Below are 24,260 nucleotides of genomic sequence, written 5' to 3'. Positions count from 1 at the left end.
TCTGAACCATTAATTTAACTCCAGGATGCTCATAAATACATGGGCATCTTGTTTATTTTTAAAGGATTACTTTATCTTGACGTTATTTTCACCTCCTTCCCGTCAATTACAAATTTGACATCCGAAACGCCCTCTATCATATTTAATGCATCACGAAGCGATACATCCTGTTTCACAGAAAACACATATTCCTTTTTATCCAAAACTGTATTTTTGGTTATAAAATCAACATCGTAGTACAATTCAAGGGTGTGAATAATTTCCTTTATTGTCTTCCCGTTAAAAAGAATATAACCGTTGCGTTTCGCAATATATTCCGCCAAATCCGATTGCACGACCGAAACCAGTCCCGATTGATCCACGGAAGATTTGTCTCCGGGACGAAGCACCGTCTCTTTCCCGTTTAACGAGTTTGTAGGAGTGATTCCAACAACTCCCTCCAACAAAACAGCCTCATCGGGTGAATCATTCCGCGAAAGGACATTGAAGGTAGTTCCGTATACCTGCAATTTCATATGATTCGTGTTTACCACGAAACGATTAGAAGATTTTGTTACTTCAAAATAAGCTTCTCCCTGAAGAGTCACTTCACGTGTAAAAGAAGCATCAAATTGCACCGGATAGGTCAATTCACTTGATGGACTAAGCAATACAAAAGTCCCGTCCGACAGAACAACTTCAAAAGTTTTTCCTCTCGGTACAATAATCGTGTGATACTGAATTTGTTTTTCTATTTTCGCCGTATCCAATGTCTCGACAGAATCAGATACCGAATAAGCTAACTTATTTTCGGAAACCTGCCGAGCTACTTTCGGATTCAATTGTCCCATGGTAAATTTATTCCCGTCACCAGTTACCACAATCACCGATTCAGTATTATTATAACCGGACATGGCAACCTGCATCTTCTTTTCTTCAAAAATATTCGTATCATAATACAACCAGGTACCCAACGAAAGCAACAATATCACTGATGCCGCAACTGTCATCCGACGCCATAAAACACGCTGATTTTTACGTTTTCTACTCTTCTGCATCTTCGAGTAGAATTCCGTTAACTGTTCCTCGGAAAAAGACTCGTTGTGAGTCGGACTATTCTTATAATAGTCACATACCCGCCGGTAAAAATCTTCATTTCGAACATCTTTCTTCCTCCAATTCTCGACCTCTATGATCGTGTCCCTATCCGCACCCTTGTTTATATACGAAAATAATTTACTCCAATCTACCTGCATAAAATTATATCTTTTTATACAAAAGACGCATATCTCGAAAAATGGGTCCCCCTTCTGTCATTTTTTTTTTATTTTTTTCCATTTAAAATATAATCTCATATATTTGTTCTGCTCATATTGTCAGAAAATAAGGAATTTAATAACATTAAAAATGTCCGAAAGAGAATTTGAAAACATTTTCAAATGCTATTATAGTGATATATATAACTTTGCTTACCACTATATTATGGACTCAGATGAAGCGCAAGATCTGGTTCAGGATGTTTTTATCAATTTTTTCGAGAAATATAAAACGCTGCCGGAAGAAACAAACACGAAACATTATCTTTTAGCCATGACGAAAAACCGTTGTATCAGTTTTCTCAGGCATAAAAACGTAATCGACCGTAACAATTTGAAATACTTTGAATCCTTGATTTTCAGTACGACATCTGAATACGACACAACATACGACGATCTGTTGATACGATTGAACCTAAGCATGGAAAACTTATCGGATTTGCAAAAACAGATTATAAAAATGAAATTGGAAGGAAAAGAATATTCGGAAATATCCGACGAATTAAACGTAACTTATTCCCAAATTCATAAAAACATCAAAAAAGCCTATACCAAAATCAGATCCGACATGGACAAAACACTTCATGTCCCGACCGATCTCCTTTTCTTTTACCTTCTCATAGATTTTTACATGATGCAGTAGTCCTAAAATCACATGATTCAATAACTATAAAATCCCAAAAGACAATTTTAATCATGAAAAGGGACTCTCCTGACAGACAGTCCCTTTTCATACTAAAAACACTCATGAGATTCTTAACTACACAGAAACAACTTTACACTGTTGTTAAACTTTTAACTTTCTAGTATTCATCCCAACTCTTGATCGCAATCTCCGTGGGATCAACTTTACAAATAGCGTAAATAAAGGCACTAGCCAAACGGGCATTCGTGATCAGCGGGATGTTATAGTCCACGGCAGCACGACGGATTTTATAACCATTATCCAACTCCCTTTTCGTGTGGTTTTTCGGGATATTGATAACCAGATCAATTTTCCGGTCATGCAAATATTCCATGATATTCGGTTCCTTATCTTCATCCGGCCAGTAAAGAATTTTAGTATCAATATTATTCTCTTTAAAGAACTTGGCCGTTCCTTCCGTGCAGTAAATGTTATATCCCTTTTCTATCAACATCCGGGTTGAATTGATTAATTCCACTTTAGAGCGAGTCGGACCAGAAGAGATCAGTATATTTTTCTTCGGGATACGATGTCCCACAGAAAGCATACTCTTCAGTATCGCCTCGTAATAATTTTCCCCGATACAACCCACTTCCCCCGTAGACGCCATATCCACACCCAACACCGGATCGGCCTTTAAAAGCCGGGCGAAAGAGAATTGTGAAGCCTTTACTCCCACGTAATCCAAATCGAATACCGACTTATTCAAAGCCTCCACCTTTTCACCCAGCATAATCCGGGTAGCCATGTCAATAAAATTATATTTTAATACTTTTGACACGAAAGGAAAACTTCTCGAAGCCCGTAAATTACACTCGATCACCTTAATATCGTTATCTTTTGCCAAGAATTGCATGTTGAAAGGACCCGATATATTCAACTCTTTCGCAATAGAACGGGCAATCTTCTTGATCCGGCGAATCGTCTCCACATAAAGTTTCTGTGCTGGAAACACAATCGTGGCATCCCCCGAATGAACTCCAGCGAATTCAACGTGTTCGCTGATCGCGTAAGCCTTAATTTCGCCTTCCTGCGCCACGGCATCAATCTCCACCTCTTTGGCCTGCTCGATAAACTCGGACACGACAACCGGATGATCCTTCGAAACCTCTGCTGCCAGTTCCAGAAAATGCAACAATTCATCTTTATTCGATACCACATTCATTGCAGCCCCTGAGAGCACGTAAGAAGGACGAATTAACACGGGGAAGCCCACGGTATCCACGAAACGATAAATGTCCTCTATACTTGTTAATTCACTCCAGCGTGGCTGATCAATACCCAACTCGTCACACATGGTAGAAAATTTCTGACGATCTTCTGCTCGGTCAATAGATTCGGGAGAAGTTCCCAGTATATTCACATGCTGTCCGTACAACCGCATGGCCAAGTTATTCGGGATCTGTCCTCCCGTGGAAACAATCACTCCTTTCGGTTCCTCCAATTCAACAATATCCATTACCCGCTCGAAAGATAGTTCATCAAAATAGAGACGGTCACAAGTATCATAATCCGTACTCACCGTTTCAGGATTATAATTGATCATGACTGAACGATAACCGGCTTTTCGAATCGTATTCAAAGCACTTACTCCACACCAATCAAATTCCACGCTACTACCGATACGATAAGCCCCGGAACCCAACACGATCACGGAACGTCCGTCATGCTCGTATTTCACGTCATTTTCTGTCCCGTTGTATGTAACATACAAATAATTCGTCATGGCCGGATATTCACCTGCCAACGTATCAATCTGTTTCACACAAGGAAGTATTCCCAATTTTTTCCGATATTCCCGTATTCGCAACATCTTCTCGTGATGTGACAACGAAGCATTTTTCACGGTCAACCGTCCGATCTGAAAATCCGAAAATCCATATTGTTTTGCCTTCCGTAAGAGGCACTCGCTTACATCCGTTTCTTTATCGAATTTCAGTAATTCTTCTTTCAACAAGTGGATATTCTCCAAACGCTGTAAGAACCAAAGGTCTATTTTAGTCAAGTCATGAATTTTCTCCACGCTATACCCCTTATCAAAAGCATCCGCTATGGCAAATATCCGGGCATCCGTTGGGTTCTCCAGTTCCTCGTCAATATCTTTCGCTTTTAGAATATTCCCCACGAACCCGTGCATTCCCTGCCCGATCATCCGGATACCTTTCTGAATCGCTTCCTCGAAAGAACGCCCGATCGCCATAATCTCTCCCACACTCTTCATGGAAGAACCGATCACCTTGGAAACCCCCTCGAATTTATTCAAATCCCAACGCGGTATTTTACATACCACATAATCCAGTGCCGGTTCAAAACAAGCTGTCGTTACCTTAGTTACCGAATTCTTGATCTCGTGTAGACCATATCCCATACCTAACTTCGCGGCAACAAAAGCCAATGGATAGCCAGTTGCCTTGGATGCCAACGCGCTGGAACGAGAGAGACGGGCATTCACCTCGATCACCCGGTAATCCTCTGAATTCGGGTCCAAGGCATATTGCACGTTACACTCTCCCACGATCCCGATATGACGGATAATCTTTATGGCTATTGATCTCAATTTATGATACTCGCTATTACTTAATGTCTGTGAAGGAGCCACGACGATACTTTCTCCGGTATGAATCCCCAGCGGATCGAAGTTTTCCATGTTGCAAACCGTGATGCAATTATCATACTTATCTCTTACTACTTCATATTCAACTTCTTTCCAGCCTTTCAACGATTCTTCTACCAAAACCTGAGGAGAGTAAGAAAAAGCACTACCAGCCAATCTTTCCAATTCCTCTTTGTTAGAACAGAAACCGGAACCCAAACCTCCCAAAGTATATGCTGCTCGAATAATTACCGGAAATCCCAGTTTATCGACTGCGGCAAACGCTTCTTCCATATTACTGGCCGCAATACTTCTTGGCGTTTTGACATCTATTTCGGCCAATTTACCCGCGAATATCTCCCGGTCTTCCGTGTCGATAATCGCTTGTACAGGCGTACCTAACACCTGTACATTATATTTTTTCAATACTCCCGATTTATATAGAGCCACCCCACAATTCAACGCTGTCTGTCCCCCGAAAGAGAGTAAAATTCCTTCAGGACGTTCTTTTTCGATTACTTGCTCCACGAATTCCGGCGTGACAGGCAAATAATATATCTTATCAGCTACCCCCTCGGATGTTTGTACCGTGGCAATATTCGGGTTTATCAACACACTATAAATCCCCTCTTCCCGAAGAGCCTTTAATGCTTGCGAACCGGAATAATCAAATTCCCCGGCTTCCCCTATCTTTAATGCCCCTGACCCTAATAGCAAAACCTTTTTTATCTTCATTTCAAATTCTAAATTTTAAATTCTAAACTGATTTATTGGATAATTTCATCGCTTCAATAAAATTATCGAACAAAAACTCCGTGTCTACCGGACCACTTGACGCTTCTGGGTGAAACTGAGCTGAAAAGAAAGGTTTCTTTTTATGGCGAATACCTTCATTCGTACCGTCATTCACATTCACGAAAAGCGGCTCCCAATCAGCAGGAAGTGTATTTTCATCAATCGCAAATCCATGATTTTGAGAGGTGATATAACAACGGGTTCCTCCCGGATTCATCACGGGTTGATTATGGCTTCTATGCCCGTATTTAAGCTTGTAGGTCGAAGCTCCGGCTGCTCGTGCCATTAGTTGATTGCCCAAACAAATACCCATGATAGGCGTGTTTCCCTTCAATGCCTTCCGGATATGTTCTATTGTTTCCACACAAAGAGAAGGATCACCCGGCCCGTTCGAAAGGAAAATTCCATCAAATTTTTCCTTCGTGAAATCATAATTCCAAGGTACCCGTTTCACCGTCACATCCCGTTTTAACAAGCATCGCAAGATATTATTCTTCACACCGCAGTCTACAAGGACAACTTTATACTTCCCGTTTCCATATTCCATAACTCTCTTAGTGGAAACCTCGGCAACAATGTTATCTTTATTCGGGTCATAAAAAGGCACGTCTTCCTCGTCAAACAGAATCTTACCTAACATAGCACCACTATCCCTCAATTTCTGAGTTAATGCCCGGGTATCTATACCAAAAAGCCCCGGAATCTGTTGTTCTTTTAACCAATCTCCGAGACTTTTTTGTGAATTCCAATGACTATACTGGGAAGAGTAATCCGAAATGACCAGTGCCTTACAGTGGATTTTGTCCGATTCGAAGAACTTCGATATCCCGTCTCGCTCGTCATCTACCGGGACTCCGTAATTCCCGATCATGGGATAGGTCGGGACCAATATCTGTCCCTTATAGGAAGGATCTGTAAGACTCTCCGGATAACCGGTCATTGCCGTATAAAAAACAACTTCCCCGGACACCGATTTCTCGTAACCAAAGGAAGTTCCCTCGTAAACTGTCCCGTCCTCTAAAACCAAACGGGCTTTCTTTAATTCATGCATATTTATTCAATCAGTCAACTATAAATTAAATTTTATGCAAAAATATGGCGAATATATGAATTTACAAAGCATATTTATGAGAAAAATATATTAAAAGTAATACTAAGGTTTTCCCAAAGATAATTAATCCTTTAAGAGCCTGTCTAAATTTCATCCAAACCCAAGTTTATATGAAATATTCTTTGAGATAAGATCTACCTCGGCTATCTCTTCTCAATCGCTTCACTGGAACAATAAGGAAATCCCTACACGACACCAACGTAACATAAACCCAAATGTGTGTCTATGCTATGTTGGTGATGTGTAGTTGTTACGTTCTTGATCAAGAGAAAGGATAGCCCAACCATAGGCCACGGCTCGATTACTCTCGAATAATAATAGAAGGCCAGACATAAAACGGTCAACATTTATATTTTATAGCCTCATTGAATATAGAACAATTTTCCCTAACTTTGTGAGGTGTAATATAAACATCTATGAGAAATAAAACGAAACGCCTGTTGGCCATTCGAAAGCTTATTGAAAACGAACAAATATGTTCGCAGGAAGAATTATTATTCAGACTGAAAGAGTTAAACGTAGAAGCGACACAAAGTACATTATCACGCGACCTCAAATTTATGAGAGTGGCTAAAATACCTCATAAAGATAAAGGCTACATATATATCATTCCGGACAGTATTCAGAACGAGCAAGCCGATGAAAAAGCTTCTACCATAGTGACAGACGCTATATCAAGCATCGATTTCTCCGGTAATATCGCTGTAATGAAAACTCTTCCGGGATACGCAAAAGCTGTGACTGTACTTATTGATAATGAAAATTATTTTGAAGTATTGGGTACTATCGGGGGAGATGATACGGTTCTTATAGTGATGCGCGAAGGCGTTTCCCACAACGAGTTGCTGGACGCTCTCTCGTCTATACACGCCAATATTCATTCACTATTTAAATAATCATTTTGAATTTTCAACTTTCAATTTTGCGTTATATCGAAAATAGTTTGTAAACTTGCACCCCGTATTTTCAAGAATATAAGCATGAATATTATAACTAAGAAAACGGAATTAAGCACCGTTGTCGAGAAGTTGAAAAGTGAAGGGAAAACGGTGGGTTTAGTACCTACGATGGGTGCACTGCACGAAGGACATATATCCCTCGTGAAAGCATGTAAGCAAGAAAATGATATAGCTGTTGTCAGCGTATTTGTCAACCCGACGCAGTTTAATGATAAAGAAGATCTGAAACGTTATCCCCGTACTCTGGATAAAGATGTCGCTTTACTCGAAAAAAATGGATGCGACTACGTATTTGCTCCCAGTGTGGAAGAAATGTATCCGGAAGAAGATACTCGTGTCTTTAATTTCGGATACGTGGAAAGCGTTATGGAAGGAGCAAAACGCCCGGGACATTTCAACGGGGTAGGACAAATAGTAAGCAAATTATTTGATGCAGTTCAACCACACCGGGCCTATTTCGGTATGAAAGATTTTCAGCAGGTGGCCGTCATCAAAAATATGGTAAAACAATTGCATTACAACCTGGAAATCGTTCCCTGTCCTATTATTCGCGAAAGTGACGGACTTGCGATGAGTTCCCGGAATACCTTACTCGAACCGGAATACCGGAAAAATGCCCCGCATATCCATAAAGTACTGGACGAGGCTACCCGCTTGACTTTCCAAATGAACGTGGAAGAATTGAAAAAATGGGTAGTAGACGAAATCAATAAAAACCCCTATTTGGAAACCGAATACTTTGAAATCGTGGATGACACGGAATTAAAGCCCATTCAGGATTGGAAAGAGAACAACGTAAAGGTCGGATGTATAGCGGTTCATGCCGGAAAAATCCGATTAATTGATAATATTGTATTTTAAACGTATATCAAACTAACGCAAAGATGTTTATAGAAGTAGTAAAATCTAAACTTCATAAAGTAACCGTTACTGAAGCCAATCTTCAGTATGTAGGTAGTATCACCATTGATGAAGCTTTGTTAGAAGCGGCAAATATGATCGAAAACGAAAAAGTTCAGATCGTGAATATTAATAATGGTGAGAGATTCGAAACCTATATCATCAAAGGTGAACGAAATTCAGGTATTATTTGCTTGAACGGTCCGGCAGCACGCAAATGTGCCGTGGGTGATGTTGTTATTATCATCTCGTATGCTTCCATGGATTTCGAGGAAGCTAAATCACACAAACCAACACTCGTTTTCCCAGACACAGCTACTAACAAACTTATCTGACATGAACATGGACTATTTACCATTTATCGAGAAAAAAATCGCCTACTCGGCAGAAGAAGCATCAAATATCTTAAACTTGTGGAAATTTAAGAATGACAAAATTGTTTTCACGAACGGTTGTTTTGATATTCTTCATAAAGGACATATCGAATACCTGGCAAAAGCCCGATCCCTAGGTACCAAATTAATCATCGGGTTAAACACGGATGCTTCTGTAAAACGGTTAAAAGGTGATTCCAGACCCGTGAATGATGAAAAAGCCCGTGCGTTATTGTTAGCTTCTCTGATATTTGTGGATGAAGTAATTCTTTTTGATACGGATACTCCTCGTGATCTGATTGAATTCATTCAACCGGACGTGTTAGTAAAAGGAGGTGATTATAAACCTGAGGATATTGTCGGTTATAACATCGTCAAAAACAAAGGGGGAGAGGTAGTCACGATTGACTTTATAGAAGGTTATTCAACCACTTCCACCATAGAAAAAATGAAATAAGGAAAACCTTATATAATAGATAAATAGGGAACAAAAGTTCCCTATTTTTTTTATCCATACCCAAATAATTTTCAATTATCAATTCTCCATTTTCAATTGTTAGTAACTGTTAGTATCTCGTGTAATCATTGTGAATTAAAAAAGAACTAAAAAGAATAACTTTATTTTGATTTCTCAATTTCAAATTCAAGTAATAATTGAATTAAAAAATGCAAGAATAGTTGTTCAAATTATTCCAATTCATTTCTACAAAATACTAACATCAATTCTCATGAATTTCACAGGATACTTTTTCAAAGTCCATTTTACTAACAATTGTGGATAACTAAAAAAAGAATCTCATTATCAATAATTAATAACTTTATAACTTGTGAATAACCCCTCTCTTTATATAGAATAACGATTAAAACAAACGAATCCTATTATTTTTATACCAAGAACTCACAGCCTATCATTATACTCATATTTCTTTTTAAAAAAATAAAAGATAATATATATATGATATTGTTGTTTGGAACTTGTTACTTTTGTCAGATAAATCACATGTAATAAAAAGAGAGCATATATGAATCCTTTGAAGAAACTTATGGGAGAAACCGTGATTTATGGTTTTTCAACGATACTTGGACGATTTATTAATTGGTTGCTAGTGCCACTATATACTAGGGTACTTTCACCTGTTGATAATGGGATATCTACTAATTTAATGGGATATGTTGCTTTATTAGTTGTATTGTTGACTTATGGAACAGAAACGGGGTTCTTCCGCTTTGCAACTAAAGAGAATAAAGATAAAGTTTTTTCTACCTTACTTAGTTCGTTACTTTTTACGTCTACAATATTTTTAATACTCTCTTTTTCTTTTCTTCCTCAAATAGTCAATTTTCTTGAAATAGGAAACCACCCGATTTACTTCGTTTTATTGATTGTAACGATCTTTATAGACGTGATTAGTACTTTGCCATTCGCTTTATTGAGAATGGAGGGTAAAGCACTTCGTTTTGGAGTAATTAAGTTTGTGAATATATTGATTAATGTAGGACTGAATCTATTTTTCTATTTACTCTGTCCTTTTTTGGAAAAGAGAGGAATTTCAGTTCCTTTTTACCAGGTTGACGGGGGAGTTGTTTATATATTTGTTTCCTATTTAATAGCTTCTACTTTTACGTTTTTAATGTTATTACCCTATATCTTTAGGTTTAAATTTATTTTCTCATTCTCTTTGTTGAAAGAAATCCTGAACTATTCTTATCCGATATTGATTGTGAGTGTCGCTGGTATTATAAATTTGCAAGGAGATAAAATATTGATGCCTAAAATATTGGGAGAAGGAGAAGCATCTTTGGCAATTACTGGTATTTATGGAGCTAGTTATAAGTTGGCTTTAATCATGTATATTTTTACGCAAGGTTTTCGTTTTGCTTTTGAACCATTCTTTTTCAATTATGCCAAAAATAATGATTCAAAGAAAGTATATGAGGATGTTTTACTTTATTTTACTGGGTTTGGATTAATGATTTTTCTAGGGGTGATGTATTTTCTGGACCTGTTGAAATATTTTCTGGATAAAGAATTCTTTAGCGGATTAGTTATATTACCTTGGGTGCTTATGGCTAATTTGTTCCAGGGAATTTATTATTCTTTATCCTTGTGGTATAAATTGACGGATAAAACGATATACGGGGCTTATATGGCTATTATCGGCTGCGTGATCACGATTGCGGGAAATGTCATATTCTTGCCGAAGATCGGTTTCATGGCTTCCGCTTATTCAGTATTCGCTTGTTTTTTGGTGATGACAATTATATCATTTATCCTCGGAAGACATTTTTATAAGATCAATTACGATATACCGAAGATCATTTTCTATTTTGTGATTTGTTTATTATTCTATTTTGTCGGTCGATACATAAAATTTGATAACAATTTGGTAACTTGTTTAGCACGTTTACCGTTATTTGTACTCTTCGTGTATATTTTTGTGAGAAGAGAGATGAGTTTTTTATTGACAAAAGGTTTCATGTACGGGTTAATTCATAAAAAATAGCTATCTTAGCGCAATTTATGAAACGCAGGTAATGGCGTGATTAACACACAAATTTAGAGTAAAAATGAAGATTAAAATCGTGAACAAGTCGAAGCATGCGCTTCCGGAATATAAGACAAAATCGTCTGCTGGTATGGATATACGGGCAAATATTGATGAACCTATCATGTTGAAATCGTTGGAAAGAAAACTTGTTCCGACAGGGTTATTTATAGAACTGCCTGATGGTTACGAGGCCCAGATGCGTCCGAGAAGTGGTTTGGCTTTAAACGAGGGTATTACTTTACTGAATACTCCGGGAACGATTGATGCAGATTATAGGGGAGAGATCGGGGTGATTCTGGTGAATTTATCTCATGAAGTAACCCAGATCAATGACGGGGATAGAATATGCCAAATGGTGATAAATAAAGTGGAACAAGCGGAATTAATAGAGGTTGAAACGTTGAATGAAACTGAAAGAGGGGGAGGAGGTTTCGGTCACACGGGTAAACAATAAATCGTTTATAATGACTAAACTAGGTCGATCATTATTTATTATTTTATTGCTTTTATGTACCGTTGAGGTCTTTGCTGATAAGAAGAAAGCAGTAGTATCTACTTTGGAAGGAGAAGCTAAAGTACAATTCGATTATGCTTTCATGGAAGGTGTTCGTTGTAAAATATTGGGGGATTTGAAGTCGGCTATCGCTTACTTTGACCAATGTATGAAGATTTACAACCAGAGTGCGGCGGTACGTTACGAGTTATCCAGTATTCTAGCACTTGGTAATGATTATAATCTTCCTTTACAACTCATGCGGGAAGCGGTGGAATTGGAACCGATGAATATATGGTATAATTTATTATTGGCTAATATTTTACAGAAAAAATCAATGGTTGAAGAGGCCTGTAAAATATATGACAATCTGATTAAGTTGCATCCTGACAGGGAAGATTTCTATATCATTGAAACTGATTTGTATTCTTCAGTTGAGAAGTGGGAGAAAGCGATAGACGTGTTGAATCGTTATGAGAAGCAGTTTGGAGTGAGTGAACCTGTTATTATAGAGAAAGCTAAATTATATTCTAAACTGGATAATGTGAAGAATGCTTCGGCCGAGATTATGAAACTCGTGAAAAAATACCCGGAAAAGACGGATTATTTAGGTTTATTGGCTGAATTGTATTTATCACATGATCAAGAGAAAAAGGGACTTCAATTGTTGAATAAGATTGTAAAACAAGATCCGAATAATGGTTTTGTTCAACTTTATTTAGCTGATTATTATCGAACGAAGAATGATACGCTCAATACCGAGAAATATATTCATTCAGCTTTATTGAATGACAAGGTAGACAATGGGTTGAAAGTTCAATATTTGTTGAAATTGTTGGTTAACCAGAATGAATTGAATCTTTCACTGGATCATATTTACTCTTATCTTCAGCTTTTATTGGATAAATATCACGATGATATAGCTGTCAGAACTTTGAATGCCGATTTTCTGAAACGGACGAATAGATTGGAAGAATGTAGGGGTGAATTGGAATTTCTTATTTCAAAAGAGAAGAACAATTATCTGGTTTGGGAAGAGTTGTTAATGATGTATAACCAGTTGGAGGACACGGCTGCTATGTATAATGGCGGGTTGGAATGTTTGAATTATTTTCCTAACGAACCGTTGCCGTATGTCATGATCAGTTTGCCTTTGTTGATACGTAACGATTACACTAAGGCAATGGATTATCTTAAACAGGGACTTGCTTTAGCTCCGGATAATTCACCTATTAAAGCTCAGTTATTTGCTTATTTGGGAGAGGCTTATTATAAACAGGGGAATGTAAAAGAGGCTTTCGCTATGTTTGATAGCACTTTATTGATAAATCCGGGTGATATAATGACGTTGAATAATTATAGTTATTATCTTTCTTTACGTGACGAGCATTTGGATAAAGCTGAAAAAATGATTTCAATAGCGATTAGTGCTGATCCGAATAACTCGACATTTCTGGATACTTACGCTTGGGTATTATTTAAACGTAAGAATTATTCTCTGGCCAAATTTTATATTCGTTCGGCGATAGAGAATGATAAGAATCCGAGTGGTGTTTTATACGAGCATTATGGCGATATTTTGTATATGAATGGTGAGAAGGAAGAAGCTGTTAAAATGTGGCAGAAAGCATTGGAGTTGGGTGATGAAGATTGTGGTGATTTAAAGAATAAGATAGAGAATGGTTTATCGGTAGATCATGAGAAGTAGTTTTGTAGTTTTATTGGTTTTGTTGTCTTTGGTGTCGTGTAAGTCTGTGAAGCATGTGGTTGAAAATCACAGGGATTTACCGAATATAACAGAAGGAAAATTATTCAAGAATATAAATTCCAATGAATTGGAATATAATACAATATACGCTAAGAAAGTTGATTTAACATTGAAGGATAACAAAACTTCCCATGACTTGAAGGCTATTTTAAGAATACAACGAGATAGTTTTATTTGGGTTTCTGTTAGTGGTCCTTTGGGAGTGGATGTGGCTAGGTTGTTATTGACTCCCGATAGCGTGAAATTTGTAAGTCCAAGGGAAAAGAAATATTTTATTTCGGATTATAGTTATTTCGCAGAGCGTTTTGATGTAGGACTAACTTTTGATTGTTTTCAAAGGATTCTTACGAATCAGTTCTTTGATTTTGAATCATGTACCACGGAAGTAGATAGAGGTAGACGCTATAAGTTAGACAAGACAGATAGTGACTATGTTTTGTATACTTTAGAGGAGAAAGCCTTAGGGAGAAAATTAAGGAAGTTATATAAGAAACGGAAAAAGAATAAAGAATTTTCTCTAGTATTGCAAAAGATACATATCAATCCGGATTGTTTCCGTCCAAATGCCGTGTCTATTGAAGATTTGGAAGAAAATGTAGGAATGAGCGTGCAATACAAGAAAATAAAAGATTTTGACGGTCATCTATTTCCGGGAAAAATAGTATTTAAAGCTTTTTCGGATACGGTTAATTGGGAAGTGGAGTTGAATTTCGATCGTTTAGAATTTGACGTGGAAGTTTCATCTAATTTCAAGATATCGAGTAAATATAAAAGAATGTATTAGCATGGGTGTTTTTCGCAACATATTGGTATTTATTTTCTTGTTTTCTTTTGCATGTTCTTATTCGCAATCGATTGATGCGATAAAAAAGAAGAATGAAAAGACAGAGAAAGAAATTGCCTATTTGAATAAATTGCTAGAGAATGCCCGTAATGACAGATCGGCTACCGTACAAAAAGTCACGATCATTAATCAAAAAATTGTTAAGGGAAAAGAGATGATCGAATCTCTCACGAATGAAGTGAGGTATATTGAGAGTCAGATTAATGAAAATGAAGTGATAAAATCAGGATTGGAGTCGGATAAACAACGTATGTTGGATTTTTATTCTAAAATGGTTTACGAGACTTGGAAAAAAAGAAACGAGTCGGATAAATTGATTTATATATTTTCTTCTTCTAGTTTTGCCGAGGCTTACGCCCGTTATAAATATTTTGAACAGGTTCAGGATTACTCCAAACGTCAAATTCAGTTGATAGAGCAAACTAATGATTCATTGACTGTCATTAATAATCAATTGAATAAGTTGATGGCTCAAAAGAGTGCCACCCAGTCTAAGATAACGTCCCAGAATAATCAGTTGATCAAGGAGCAGAACGAGGCAAATAAATCTATATCGGATTTAAAGAAAAAGGAAAAAGAACTTCTTCGTAAGTTGAATATTGAAATAAAGAACAGGGAACGGTTTAAAAAAGAATTAGAGAAACTTATTGCTGCTCAGACTAAAAAATCTGGAAGTAAAAATTCTACGTATAAATTAACACCAGAAGAGAAACTTATTTCCGATGATTTCGCTAAAAATAAAGGGAAGCTACCTTGGCCTGTGGAACAGGGATTTGTTTCGGAGAAATTCGGGGTAAATGTACATCCGGTTTTTAAACAGGTTAAGTTAGATAATGCGGGAATTACCATTACTACATCTCGTAATGCCGATGTTAGAGCGGTGTTTAAAGGTGTGGTGACGGAAATAATGTTTATTCCAGGGGATAATAACGTTGTAATTGTGCGGCATGGTAATTATCTGACAGTGTATTCGAATTTGGTGGAAATCTTTATTAAAAAGGGGGACACCGTGAATGTGAAACAAAAAATTGGTAGATTAGCTGTAAGTAGTGGTAATAATAGTACGTTAAATTTTCAGGTATGGAAGGATAAAGACAATTTGAATCCACAATTGTGGTTAACGCCATGGTAAATTATGAATATTTTTACAAGATTAATAATATACTTTATTGGTGGTTGGTATTTAAAAATATTTTACTTACATTCGCTAGACGGTAAATTGTGGGAGTACTGCTTTTTATAGCTGCGAAAATAGTAAGTATATTTATAAGTAAAAAGACTTGGTCATGATTGCTAAGTGCGATATAAATTATTTGAAAAGCGATGGACAAATTAGAGTTTTCGATTGCCTCAGAAATTGGTAATATCGTTAAAGTTGAGAACTTTATCGATTATTTCTCGGATGTTTACAATGTTGAACCGGATGTGTTCGGCAAGATTAGTTTATGTGTTATTGAAGCCGTTAATAATGCTATTCTTTACGGAAATAAGTTGGATTCTTCAAAGCATGTTAAGTTTTCGGTTTATGAAGAAGAAAAGCGCTTGTTTGTGACTGTAAAGGACCAGGGAGAGGGTTTTGATTATTCTTATATCCCGGATCCTACGTTACCGGATAATATAGAAAAAGATGCGGGGCGTGGTCTTTATTTAATGAAAACGCTTTCTGACGATTTGATTTTTGAAGACGGAGGATCACAGGTGACCATGGTTTTCAATTTATAATATATAATGAGCGAACTTCTTTTTTATAATGAGGAATGCGATATTCCTGATTTTTTTAATGAAGAAAGAGTGAAACAATGGTTACAAGTTGTTGCAGATGATTATTCATTTGGGTTAGGCACGATTTCTTTTATTTTTTGTAATGATGAATATATACTGGATGTAAACAGGAAGTATTTGAATCATGATTATTATACCGATGTAATTACTTTTGATTACAGGGAGGGCAAAATTTTGTCCGGTGATGTTTTTATTAGTCTTGATACAGTTCAATCCAATGCTTTAGAATTTAATACTACTTATGAAGATGAATTACATCGAGTAATTGTTCATTCGGTGCTTCATTTAATAGGTTATAAAGATAAAACAGACGAGGATGCGAGAGTTATGCGTTTGAATGAAAATTATTGCTTAGGATTGCTTAAAACGCTCTAGTTATGTCACAATTACTGCCGGAATATGATGTTATTGTAGTGGGAGCCGGTCATGCGGGTTGTGAAGCGGCTTGCGCTGCCGCTAATTTGGGGTCAAAGACGTTACTTATCACCTTGGATATGAACAAGATTGCACAAATGTCTTGTAATCCTGCTATGGGTGGTATAGCTAAAGGACAGATTGTCAGAGAAATAGATGCACTGGGTGGGGGTTCCGGTATCGTGACGGATCATAGTACGATTCAATTTCGGATGCTAAACCTTTCTAAAGGGCCGGCTATGTGGAGCCCCAGGGCTCAATGCGATCGGATGATTTTTTCTTCCGAATGGCGGGATAGGGTAGAGCATACCGATAATTTGGATCTTTGGCAGGATGATGTTCTTGAACTTCTTTTAGATAAAGATAAAGTTGTTGGGGTGAAAACTCGTTTGGGAATCTCTTTTTCGGCACAACGGGTTGTTTTGACTAACGGTACTTTTTTAAATGGTCTGATGCATATCGGTCGGGTAAGTTTTCCCGGAGGGAGAATTTCAGAACCTGCCACTTACGGTTTATCCGAGCAATTGAGAGAATACGGTTTTACGGTAGGTCGGATGAAAACGGGTACTCCGGTTCGTATTGACGGGCGGAGTATTGATTTTTCAAAATTAACACGTCAGGATGGAGATAATGATTTCCATAAATTCTCTTTTCTGAGCTTCGCGTATACGAATTCACTTGAGAAAAGACCTTGTTATATTGCCTACACGAATAAATGCGTTCACGATATATTGAGAGAAGGTTTTGATGATAGTCCTCTTTTTAACGGTACAATAAAAAGTATTGGACCGCGTTATTGTCCAAGTATAGAAACTAAGTTGGATACATTTTCGGATCGGGATAGTCATCATCTTTTCTTGGAACCGGAAGGGGAGAGAACTACTGAATATTATTTGAATGGTTTTTCCTCTTCTTTGCCTTGGGATATTCAGTTGCGGGCTTTGCGTGAAGTAGAAGGTTTTGAAAATGTAAAAATTTTCCGACCGGGTTATGCTATCGAATATGACTTTTTTCAACCGACACAATTATATCCCTCTTTAGAAACGAAATTGATCAAGGGGCTTTATTTTGCTGGACAGATTAACGGAACTACCGGGTATGAGGAAGCGGCTGCTCAAGGATTGATGGCCGGTATAAATGCACATCTTTCACTTCATGAAAATAGAGATTTTGTATTAAATCGCGATCAGGCATATATTGGAGTTTTGATAGACGATTTAGTAACAAAGGGGGTGGATGAACCTTATCGTATGTTTACTTCTCGTGCAGAATATCGAATTTTATTACGACAAGATGATGCGGATGCACGATTAACTCCTTTAGGGTATTCTTTGGGACTTGTGAAAGAAAATCGCTTTGCGGTGTATGAAGATAAAATTTTAAAGAGAGATAGATTAATTGATTTTGTTACTAATTTTAGTATTTCTCCTGAAGAGATTAATCCGCTTTTAGAAAAACTGGAATCTTCACCGATTCGTCAAAAATTGAAATTGATCGATATTATTTCAAGACCGCAGGTGACTATTCCTAAAATTGTTGATGCGATTCCTTCTTTAAAAGAATTTGTATTTGATAATAATTTGCGGGAAGAAATTATCGAAGCGGCTGAAGTATTAATAAAATATTCCGGATATATTGAGAGAGAAAAATTGATTGCCGATAAATTGAATCGGTTAGAAAATTTAGTTATTGCGAATAAATTTAATTACATGGAAATAAATTCTCTCTCTTATGAAGCTCGACAGAAGTTGACAAAAATTAATCCGAAAACAATTGGACAGGCTTCACGTATTACTGGAGTATCGCCTTCTGATATTAATGTTTTATTAATTTTACTAGGTCGATAGGGGAGATGTTTCACGTGGAACATTGAAAATGGTGCGAAGGGCACTTTTGAAATGATACTAGTGAAAATAGCTGCGAAGCGAGATTTGTAGAGTAAAAAAATGTCACATAAAACCGAGTAATGATATGAAAATTATAGAGGGAAATTTAATAGACATAGATAACAGGGAATTTTATCCTTGTGCGATATCTATATCCGATGGAAAGATTGTGGCTATAGAAAGAAACTCTAATTCGTATGATCAATATATATCTCCCGGACTAATTGATGCTCATGTTCACGTGGAGAGTTCTATGTTAATGCCCACAGAATTTTCTCAACTAGTAATTCCGAATGGAACGGTAGGAGTGGTTGCCGATCCGCATGAAATTGCGAATGTTTTGGGTATTGAAGGGGTGGAGTTGATGATAGATAATGGAGAAAAGGCTCCTTTAAAGTTCTTTTGGGGAATACCGTCATGCGTTCCAGCTACTTCATTTGATAAACCGGGGCATATTTTATCGGTAGAAGACACGGAAAAATTAGCAAGTACAGGTCGGTTCACGATGCTTTCCGAAGTGATGAATGTTTCAGGAGTGATTCATAATGATCCTGATATTATAGAAAAAATAGAAATTGCCAAGAAATATCACTTGAAAATAGATGGTCATGCTCCCGAACTTAAAGGTGATTCATTGAGTTCATATATTGTTCACGGGATAGAAACGGATCATGAATCTTCGACAATAGAAGAAGCCGAAGAGAAAATATCGAAAGGAATGCACGTTATAATCCGGGAAGGAAGTGCTGCAAAAAATTATGAAGCCCTCAAATCATTGATTGCAACAAGCACGGATTATGTCATGTTTTGTACGGACGATTCACATGCGGATGATTTATTGAACAAGGGACATATTAATAAAATAGTAAAAAAAGCGTTATCCGATGGCTTCGGTATTTTTGATGTATTGCAAATTGCTTGTATCAATCCGGTCCGTTTTTATCATTTGGATATAGGTACATTGCATATTGGTGATCCGGCAGACTTTATTATTTTGAATGATATAGATTCTCTGGATATAGATTCTACTTTTATTCAAGGGGAGGAAGTGTATAGTAAAGGAATGAATAAGGATTGTAAGATAGTTGATGTTCCTTTATTAAATGTGTTTCATCATGACAAAATAAGCGAAATTGATATTTGTACGAATGTTTGTGGGGATATACCCTGTATTCAAATTATTCCTGATAGCATTCTGACTGATCGAAAAACACTCCATATTGAAAATAGTATTAAATATTTTCAGTCGGATATAACTTTGGATGTATTGAAAATAGTTTACTTAAACCGTTACTTTAATTCAAAACCACAGGTGGGTTTTATTTCGGGTATAGGTTTAAAGCGAGGTGCTTTTGCTTCGTCTATATCACATGACTCGCATAATATTATTGCAGTAGGCTGTACAGATGCGGATTTAGTGCGTTCAATAAATGAATTAATTGAAGAGAAAGGTGGGTTGGTAGTGAATAACGGAGATCAATTATATACTCTACCTTTACCGATAGGAGGGATCATAAGTAATAAATCCGGGTGGGAAGTGGCCGACCAGTATATGAAATTGAATGAAGTTCTAGCAGAAATGGGAACTGATTTGAAATCTCCGTTCATGACTCTTTCGTTTATGGCTTTAATTGTTATTCCGTCATTAAAAATAGGTGAGGAAGGAATCTTTGATTTTGACAAGTTTGATTTTGTGAAGTGATGTTATGATAGAAGATGAATTTGGTTTAAAAGAAAAGGTCAGCAAATTACCTACAAGTCCGGGAGTGTATCAATATTTTGATGCAAATGGAGTAATTATATATATAGGTAAGGCTAAAAATTTGAAAAACAGGGTTTCATCTTATTTTGTGAAAAATAACCAGTCCTCCAAGACTATGGTTTTAGTTCGGAAAATACGAGATTTGAAATATATCGTGGTGAATACCGAGGAAGATGCCCTGCTGTTGGAGAATAACCTGATAAAAAAATATAAGCCTCGCTATAATATCCTGCTGAAAGATGACAAGACCTATCCTTGGATTTGTATCACGAAAGAGACTTTTCCAAGAGTTTTTACGACCCGCAAATTTATCCGGAATGGTTCCGAATATTTTGGTCCATATACTTCCGGTAAATACGCTAACACCTTGATTTCCTTGATTAAATCATTGTATAAATTGAGAACGTGTAATTTATCTCTCAATAAATCAGCTGTTTATAGTGGAAAATATAAAGTATGTCTGGAATATCATATAGGAAATTGTTTAGGTCCTTGTGTGGGCTATATCCAAGAAGAAGAATACATGGAATATATAGCGCAAATCCGGAGTATTTTGAAAGGAAATATTTCTTCTGTGATTGACTTCATGACCCGGAAGATGAAAGAATACGCTATTTCTCTTCAGTTTGAAAAGTCACAAGAGATGAAAGAAGCGATTGAAGCTTTGCGGACACATCAGACGAAATCCACGATTGTAAGTACTTCGATAAATGATATTGACGTATTTTCTTATTTGGAAGATGAGAAATATGCTTACGTGAATTATTTGCGAATTGTACATGGAGCTGTAAATCAAGTGCATACTATTGAATTGGAGAAAAAACTTGACGAATCGAAGGAATCGTTGCTTTCTTTCGCTATTATCGAGATTCGCCAGTTGGTGAATAGTCATTCCAGAGAGGTATTGGTTCCATTCTATCCAGACGTTTTGATGGAAGGAATGAATTATGCTATTCCCCAGCGAGGAGAGAAAAAGCAATTACTGGAATTGTCTGAACGGAACGTGAAATTCTTCAAAATGGATCGGGAACGTCAACGCGGATTGCGTCGTCAAGACACGAAATTGGATCTGTTAAACACGATAAAAAATGACTTGAAGCTGCCTCGTTTACCGCATCGCATGGAGTGTTTTGATAACTCTAATATACAGGGAACGAATCCGGTAGCTTCTTGTGTTGTGTTTATTGACGGTAAACCTGCCAAGCGGGAATATCGACGTTTCCACGTGAAAACAGTTATTGGAGCCAACGATTTTGCTTCTATGGAAGAAATACTGTATCGTCGTTATCACCGGGTATTAGAGGAGGGAGGAGAGCTTCCGGATCTGATCGTGGTGGACGGGGGAAAAGGGCAGTTGAGTTCGGCTGTGGCAACTTTGCGGAAGTTGGATTTGTTGGAAAGAGTTCCTATCATCGGTTTGGCTAAACAAATGGAAGAGATTTATTATCCCGGAGATAAAGATCCTTATTTGTTGGCAAAAACTTCTGTCGCATTAAAGACATTGATGCATATCCGGGACGAGGCGCACCGTTTCGGCATCACTTTTCATCGTAAGTTAAGAGAGAAAAAGCAAACAATCAGCGTGTTGAGCGAAATTAAAGGAATTGGAGAAAAGACGGAAATCTCTCTTTTACAATATTTTAAAACGGTGAATGCTATAAAAGAGGCTTCTCTGGAGGAACTGGTAAAAGCGATAGGTCCGGCGAAAGCAAAGATCGTGTATAATTATTTTCATACCCCTGCTTCCTAGAAATTCATGTTTTCATATATTCTTTTTCTTAATGTAGTTGTAACTTATTAATTACTATTTATATAAGCTTACATCTCTTCGTTATGTTTTCGTTATACTACTCTTAAATTACTGTTATATAGAACGAAGGTATATCGAAAGTATATCCTAGAGATAACGAAGAGATGTAAGCTTTGAACATGAGTTAGAGCGAAGATGAAATAAGATAGAATCGGTTGATTTTGAATAAATAAATAATAATTACCATTTCCCTCTTACACAGAGGGAGGGATGATTACCAAGCGGTTTCCCTGCCTGTGTAAGGAGGGGACAGGGGTGGTAGTTCAAGATAATGCAACTTTTGTCGTTAAAGGTGAAAATAAGGATAAGAAGTGTGATTTTTTGTGTGGTGCGTTTTTGATAATTTTATATCTTTGTGAGTATTTCAATGTCATGGATGAAAATAATACTCTGATAGAAAGGTTAAAGGCTAATGATGAGACAGCCTATCAACAGTTGTTTGAAATTTATTTCAAACGGCTGCATCATTTTGCAGAGAGAATGGTTTTTGATACGGAAGTTGCCCATGATCTTGTTCAGGATGTATTTATTAGTTTATACGAAAATAACAGGAAATTGTCTGCCCAGAGTAATCTTTCAGCTTGGTTATTTGTATCTGTTCGTAATTCCTGTTTGAAATATTTGCGGGACCGGAAGGTTGAGGATCGTAGAAATCTTCTTTATGTCGAGGCTACATTGAATTCAGAGTCGATTGAATGGATTGACGATGAAGAGTTGTTGAAAAAAATTTACCTTGCGATAGAAAATCTTCCGGACAAGTGTCGTCAGATAGCCAAAATGAGGTTTATCAAAGAAATGAAATTTAGCGAAATTGCTTCAGAACTTTCCATATCGGAAAATACAGCTAAGGTGCAGGTACATAGAGCTATATCGAAAATAAAAGAACAACTTGCCGCTGACTCGGCTTTATTCGTTTTATTTAGCGCATACGTGGAATATTTTTTGGAATAAAAAAATCGCTACTATTTGTAAACCTTTTTGAGTTTTTGGGATTATGTATGCAAACAAACCCAAAGATGAACTCGATAGATTGGATAATTATTAATAAAAGTCTTGATGGAACGTTGAATGATCAGGAAGCGGAAAGGCTATCGGAATGGTTGGCCGAATCGGATGAACATAGAATGTTGTATCAAAAGATCAAAACTTATGATTCATATTCCCTTGACGAGGGAATATATGAAAAATGGAAATCGGAATACGTGACTGTATTATCACGATTAAAACGACGTAGACGTAAAAATATGATACGCCGACGTATACTGATATCAACTTCGATTGCGGCTATTTTTATGCTCGTTGCATTCTTTACTTTGCTTTTGAATGGTCCGGAGCCTGTAGGTTCGGATCATGGCGTTGAGTGTCCGAAAGTTCAGTTACAACTGGCTGATGGTAATTTGTTGGATCTGGATGATGTAAAAGAAAATAATTTGACTGAAATAGCTCATATAAATGTTTCATCTAGTAATAAAACTTTGACATATCAACATATAGGTAAATCTTCACGAGTGGAATATAACACCCTAAAAACGGAAAGAGGAGGGGAGTGGAACGTTGTGCTGGAAGACGGAACTAAAGTTTACCTGAATTCTTCATCGACTTTGAAATATCCTACCTCTTTTACAGGTGATAGCCGACAGGTTGTTCTTGAAGGAGAAGCGTATTTTGAGGTAACGCACGATCCGGATAAACCGTTTATTGTCAAGACTAGTGATATGAATATTGTTGTACGGGGAACTTCTTTCAATGTCAACGCTTATTCCGATTATAAAACGACCCGGACAACGCTTGTTAACGGGAAAATTGAAGTGGAATGCTCTGGTAATACTCATATTGTCTTGCCCGGACAACAAATTGTTTTTGAAAAAGAGACAAAGTCGATAAAGATTGAGGATGTGGATACTGAATTATATGCTTCTTGGAAAAATGGTTTCTATAAATTTAACGATACAAGGCTTGAGGATATATTAACCACGTTATCTTTATGGTATGATGTGGATGTGATTTACGCGGACGAATCTGTCAAGGAGTTGCGTTTTACAAGTTCAGGTAAGATTATTCGTTATGATAGTCTCACGAGTTTGCTTAAAAAATTTGAATATACGAACAATGTAATATTTGACTTGAATGGGAAAAATTTGATTGTCAAACAAAAATAAACTTGCCAAGGAATATTTTCCCGGCAAGCTTAATCAGCAAAATAGCCTTTTTGCTTGGCCGCTTCAGGTTATTTGCTAAGT

General features: G+C 37.0%; 20 protein-coding genes. 17 read left to right on the top strand and 3 right to left on the bottom strand.

Going from position 1 to position 24,260, the window contains the following annotated elements; all coding sequences use genetic code 11:
• Positions 1 to 71 precede the first annotated feature (71 nt).
• Entirely contained in the window at positions 72 to 1,235 is a 1,164-nt protein-coding gene (locus tag DWW52_RS08995) for a FecR family protein (RefSeq protein WP_118715156.1), read from the bottom strand.
• Here DWW52_RS08995 and DWW52_RS08990 point away from each other — a divergent pair.
• Positions 1,171 to 1,938, top strand: coding sequence for an RNA polymerase sigma factor (locus DWW52_RS08990; protein ID WP_118715155.1), 768 nt, complete (start codon positions 1,171 to 1,173; stop codon positions 1,936 to 1,938). The two genes, DWW52_RS08995 and DWW52_RS08990, sit on opposite strands and share 65 nt — an antisense overlap.
• Before the next feature lie 160 nt (positions 1,939 to 2,098).
• On the opposite strand, the gene carB is transcribed toward DWW52_RS08990, so the two are convergent.
• Together carB and carA are read right to left on the bottom strand one after the other, a co-directional pair.
• Positions 2,099 to 5,308 carry a carbamoyl-phosphate synthase (glutamine-hydrolyzing) large subunit gene (gene carB, locus DWW52_RS08985; RefSeq protein WP_118715154.1) on the bottom strand — a complete coding sequence of 1,070 codons (3,210 nt, stop codon included), beginning with the start codon at positions 5,306 to 5,308 and terminating at the stop codon, positions 2,099 to 2,101.
• A gap of 22 nt (positions 5,309 to 5,330) precedes the next feature.
• Positions 5,331 to 6,419 (bottom strand): glutamine-hydrolyzing carbamoyl-phosphate synthase small subunit, encoded by a 1,089-nt coding sequence (gene carA, locus DWW52_RS08980; RefSeq protein ID WP_118715153.1) that lies wholly within the window; start codon positions 6,417 to 6,419, stop codon positions 5,331 to 5,333.
• Between the two features lie 476 nt (positions 6,420 to 6,895).
• Between carA and DWW52_RS08975 the strand changes: the two genes are divergently transcribed.
• The 16 genes from DWW52_RS08975 to DWW52_RS08900 all read left to right on the top strand — a co-directional run bounded on the left by DWW52_RS08975 (position 6,896) and on the right by DWW52_RS08900 (position 24,179).
• A complete protein-coding gene (locus tag DWW52_RS08975; RefSeq protein ID WP_118715152.1) occupies positions 6,896 to 7,375 on the top strand; it encodes an arginine repressor in 480 nt (159 codons plus the stop codon).
• Between the two features lie 84 nt (positions 7,376 to 7,459).
• The gene (gene panC / locus DWW52_RS08970; protein ID WP_118715151.1) at positions 7,460 to 8,299 is read left to right on the top strand and encodes a pantoate--beta-alanine ligase; all 840 of its coding nucleotides are present in this window, start codon (positions 7,460 to 7,462) and stop codon (positions 8,297 to 8,299) included.
• A gap of 23 nt (positions 8,300 to 8,322) precedes the next feature.
• Complete coding sequence (panD, locus tag DWW52_RS08965) at positions 8,323 to 8,673, top strand: aspartate 1-decarboxylase (RefSeq protein ID WP_118715150.1); 351 nt, start codon at positions 8,323 to 8,325, stop codon at positions 8,671 to 8,673.
• A 1-nt stretch (position 8,674) separates the two neighbouring features.
• Positions 8,675 to 9,169, top strand: coding sequence for a D-glycero-beta-D-manno-heptose 1-phosphate adenylyltransferase (gene rfaE2, locus DWW52_RS08960; protein ID WP_233556792.1), 495 nt, complete (start codon positions 8,675 to 8,677; stop codon positions 9,167 to 9,169).
• 565 nt (positions 9,170 to 9,734) lie between these two features.
• Positions 9,735 to 11,216 carry a lipopolysaccharide biosynthesis protein gene (locus DWW52_RS08955; protein WP_118715149.1) on the top strand — a complete coding sequence of 494 codons (1,482 nt, stop codon included), beginning with the start codon at positions 9,735 to 9,737 and terminating at the stop codon, positions 11,214 to 11,216.
• A 64-nt stretch (positions 11,217 to 11,280) separates the two neighbouring features.
• On the top strand, positions 11,281 to 11,715 hold the full coding sequence (gene dut / locus DWW52_RS08950) for a dUTP diphosphatase (RefSeq protein ID WP_118715148.1): 435 nt from the start codon (positions 11,281 to 11,283) through the stop codon (positions 11,713 to 11,715).
• A gap of 10 nt (positions 11,716 to 11,725) precedes the next feature.
• The gene (locus tag DWW52_RS08945; protein ID WP_233556790.1) at positions 11,726 to 13,462 is read left to right on the top strand and encodes a tetratricopeptide repeat protein; all 1,737 of its coding nucleotides are present in this window, start codon (positions 11,726 to 11,728) and stop codon (positions 13,460 to 13,462) included.
• The gene (locus tag DWW52_RS08940) at positions 13,452 to 14,306 is read left to right on the top strand and encodes a DUF4292 domain-containing protein (RefSeq protein ID WP_118715146.1); all 855 of its coding nucleotides are present in this window, start codon (positions 13,452 to 13,454) and stop codon (positions 14,304 to 14,306) included. The genes DWW52_RS08945 and DWW52_RS08940 overlap by 11 nt, the downstream gene beginning before the upstream one ends.
• A gap of 1 nt (position 14,307) precedes the next feature.
• Positions 14,308 to 15,498: a murein hydrolase activator EnvC gene (locus tag DWW52_RS08935; protein WP_118715145.1), complete on the top strand. Its 1,191-nt coding sequence runs from the start codon at positions 14,308 to 14,310 to the stop codon at positions 15,496 to 15,498.
• Positions 15,499 to 15,689: 191 nt separating this feature from the next.
• Positions 15,690 to 16,088 carry an ATP-binding protein gene (locus tag DWW52_RS08930; RefSeq protein ID WP_118715144.1) on the top strand — a complete coding sequence of 133 codons (399 nt, stop codon included), beginning with the start codon at positions 15,690 to 15,692 and terminating at the stop codon, positions 16,086 to 16,088.
• Between the two features lie 6 nt (positions 16,089 to 16,094).
• Positions 16,095 to 16,523: an rRNA maturation RNase YbeY gene (gene ybeY, locus DWW52_RS08925; RefSeq protein ID WP_118715143.1), complete on the top strand. Its 429-nt coding sequence runs from the start codon at positions 16,095 to 16,097 to the stop codon at positions 16,521 to 16,523.
• A gap of 2 nt (positions 16,524 to 16,525) precedes the next feature.
• Positions 16,526 to 18,409 carry a tRNA uridine-5-carboxymethylaminomethyl(34) synthesis enzyme MnmG gene (gene mnmG / locus DWW52_RS08920; RefSeq protein WP_118715142.1) on the top strand — a complete coding sequence of 628 codons (1,884 nt, stop codon included), beginning with the start codon at positions 16,526 to 16,528 and terminating at the stop codon, positions 18,407 to 18,409.
• Between the two features lie 124 nt (positions 18,410 to 18,533).
• Entirely contained in the window at positions 18,534 to 20,150 is a 1,617-nt protein-coding gene (gene ade, locus DWW52_RS08915) for an adenine deaminase (protein WP_118715141.1), read from the top strand.
• A 4-nt stretch (positions 20,151 to 20,154) separates the two neighbouring features.
• Positions 20,155 to 21,960 carry an excinuclease ABC subunit UvrC gene (gene uvrC / locus DWW52_RS08910; RefSeq protein ID WP_199691976.1) on the top strand — a complete coding sequence of 602 codons (1,806 nt, stop codon included), beginning with the start codon at positions 20,155 to 20,157 and terminating at the stop codon, positions 21,958 to 21,960.
• 432 nt (positions 21,961 to 22,392) lie between these two features.
• Positions 22,393 to 22,971, top strand: coding sequence for an RNA polymerase sigma factor (locus DWW52_RS08905; RefSeq protein ID WP_158582534.1), 579 nt, complete (start codon positions 22,393 to 22,395; stop codon positions 22,969 to 22,971).
• Positions 22,972 to 23,036: 65 nt separating this feature from the next.
• Positions 23,037 to 24,179: a FecR family protein gene (locus DWW52_RS08900; protein WP_158582533.1), complete on the top strand. Its 1,143-nt coding sequence runs from the start codon at positions 23,037 to 23,039 to the stop codon at positions 24,177 to 24,179.
• The last annotated feature ends 81 nt before the right edge of the window (positions 24,180 to 24,260 follow it).

Origin of the sequence: Odoribacter sp. AF15-53, assembly GCF_003479425.1 — a bacterium.
Lineage (GTDB): Bacteria > Bacteroidota > Bacteroidia > Bacteroidales > Marinifilaceae > Butyricimonas.
Note: the sequence above shows the minus strand (reverse complement) of the source record. Positions and strands in the feature narration are given on the sequence as shown.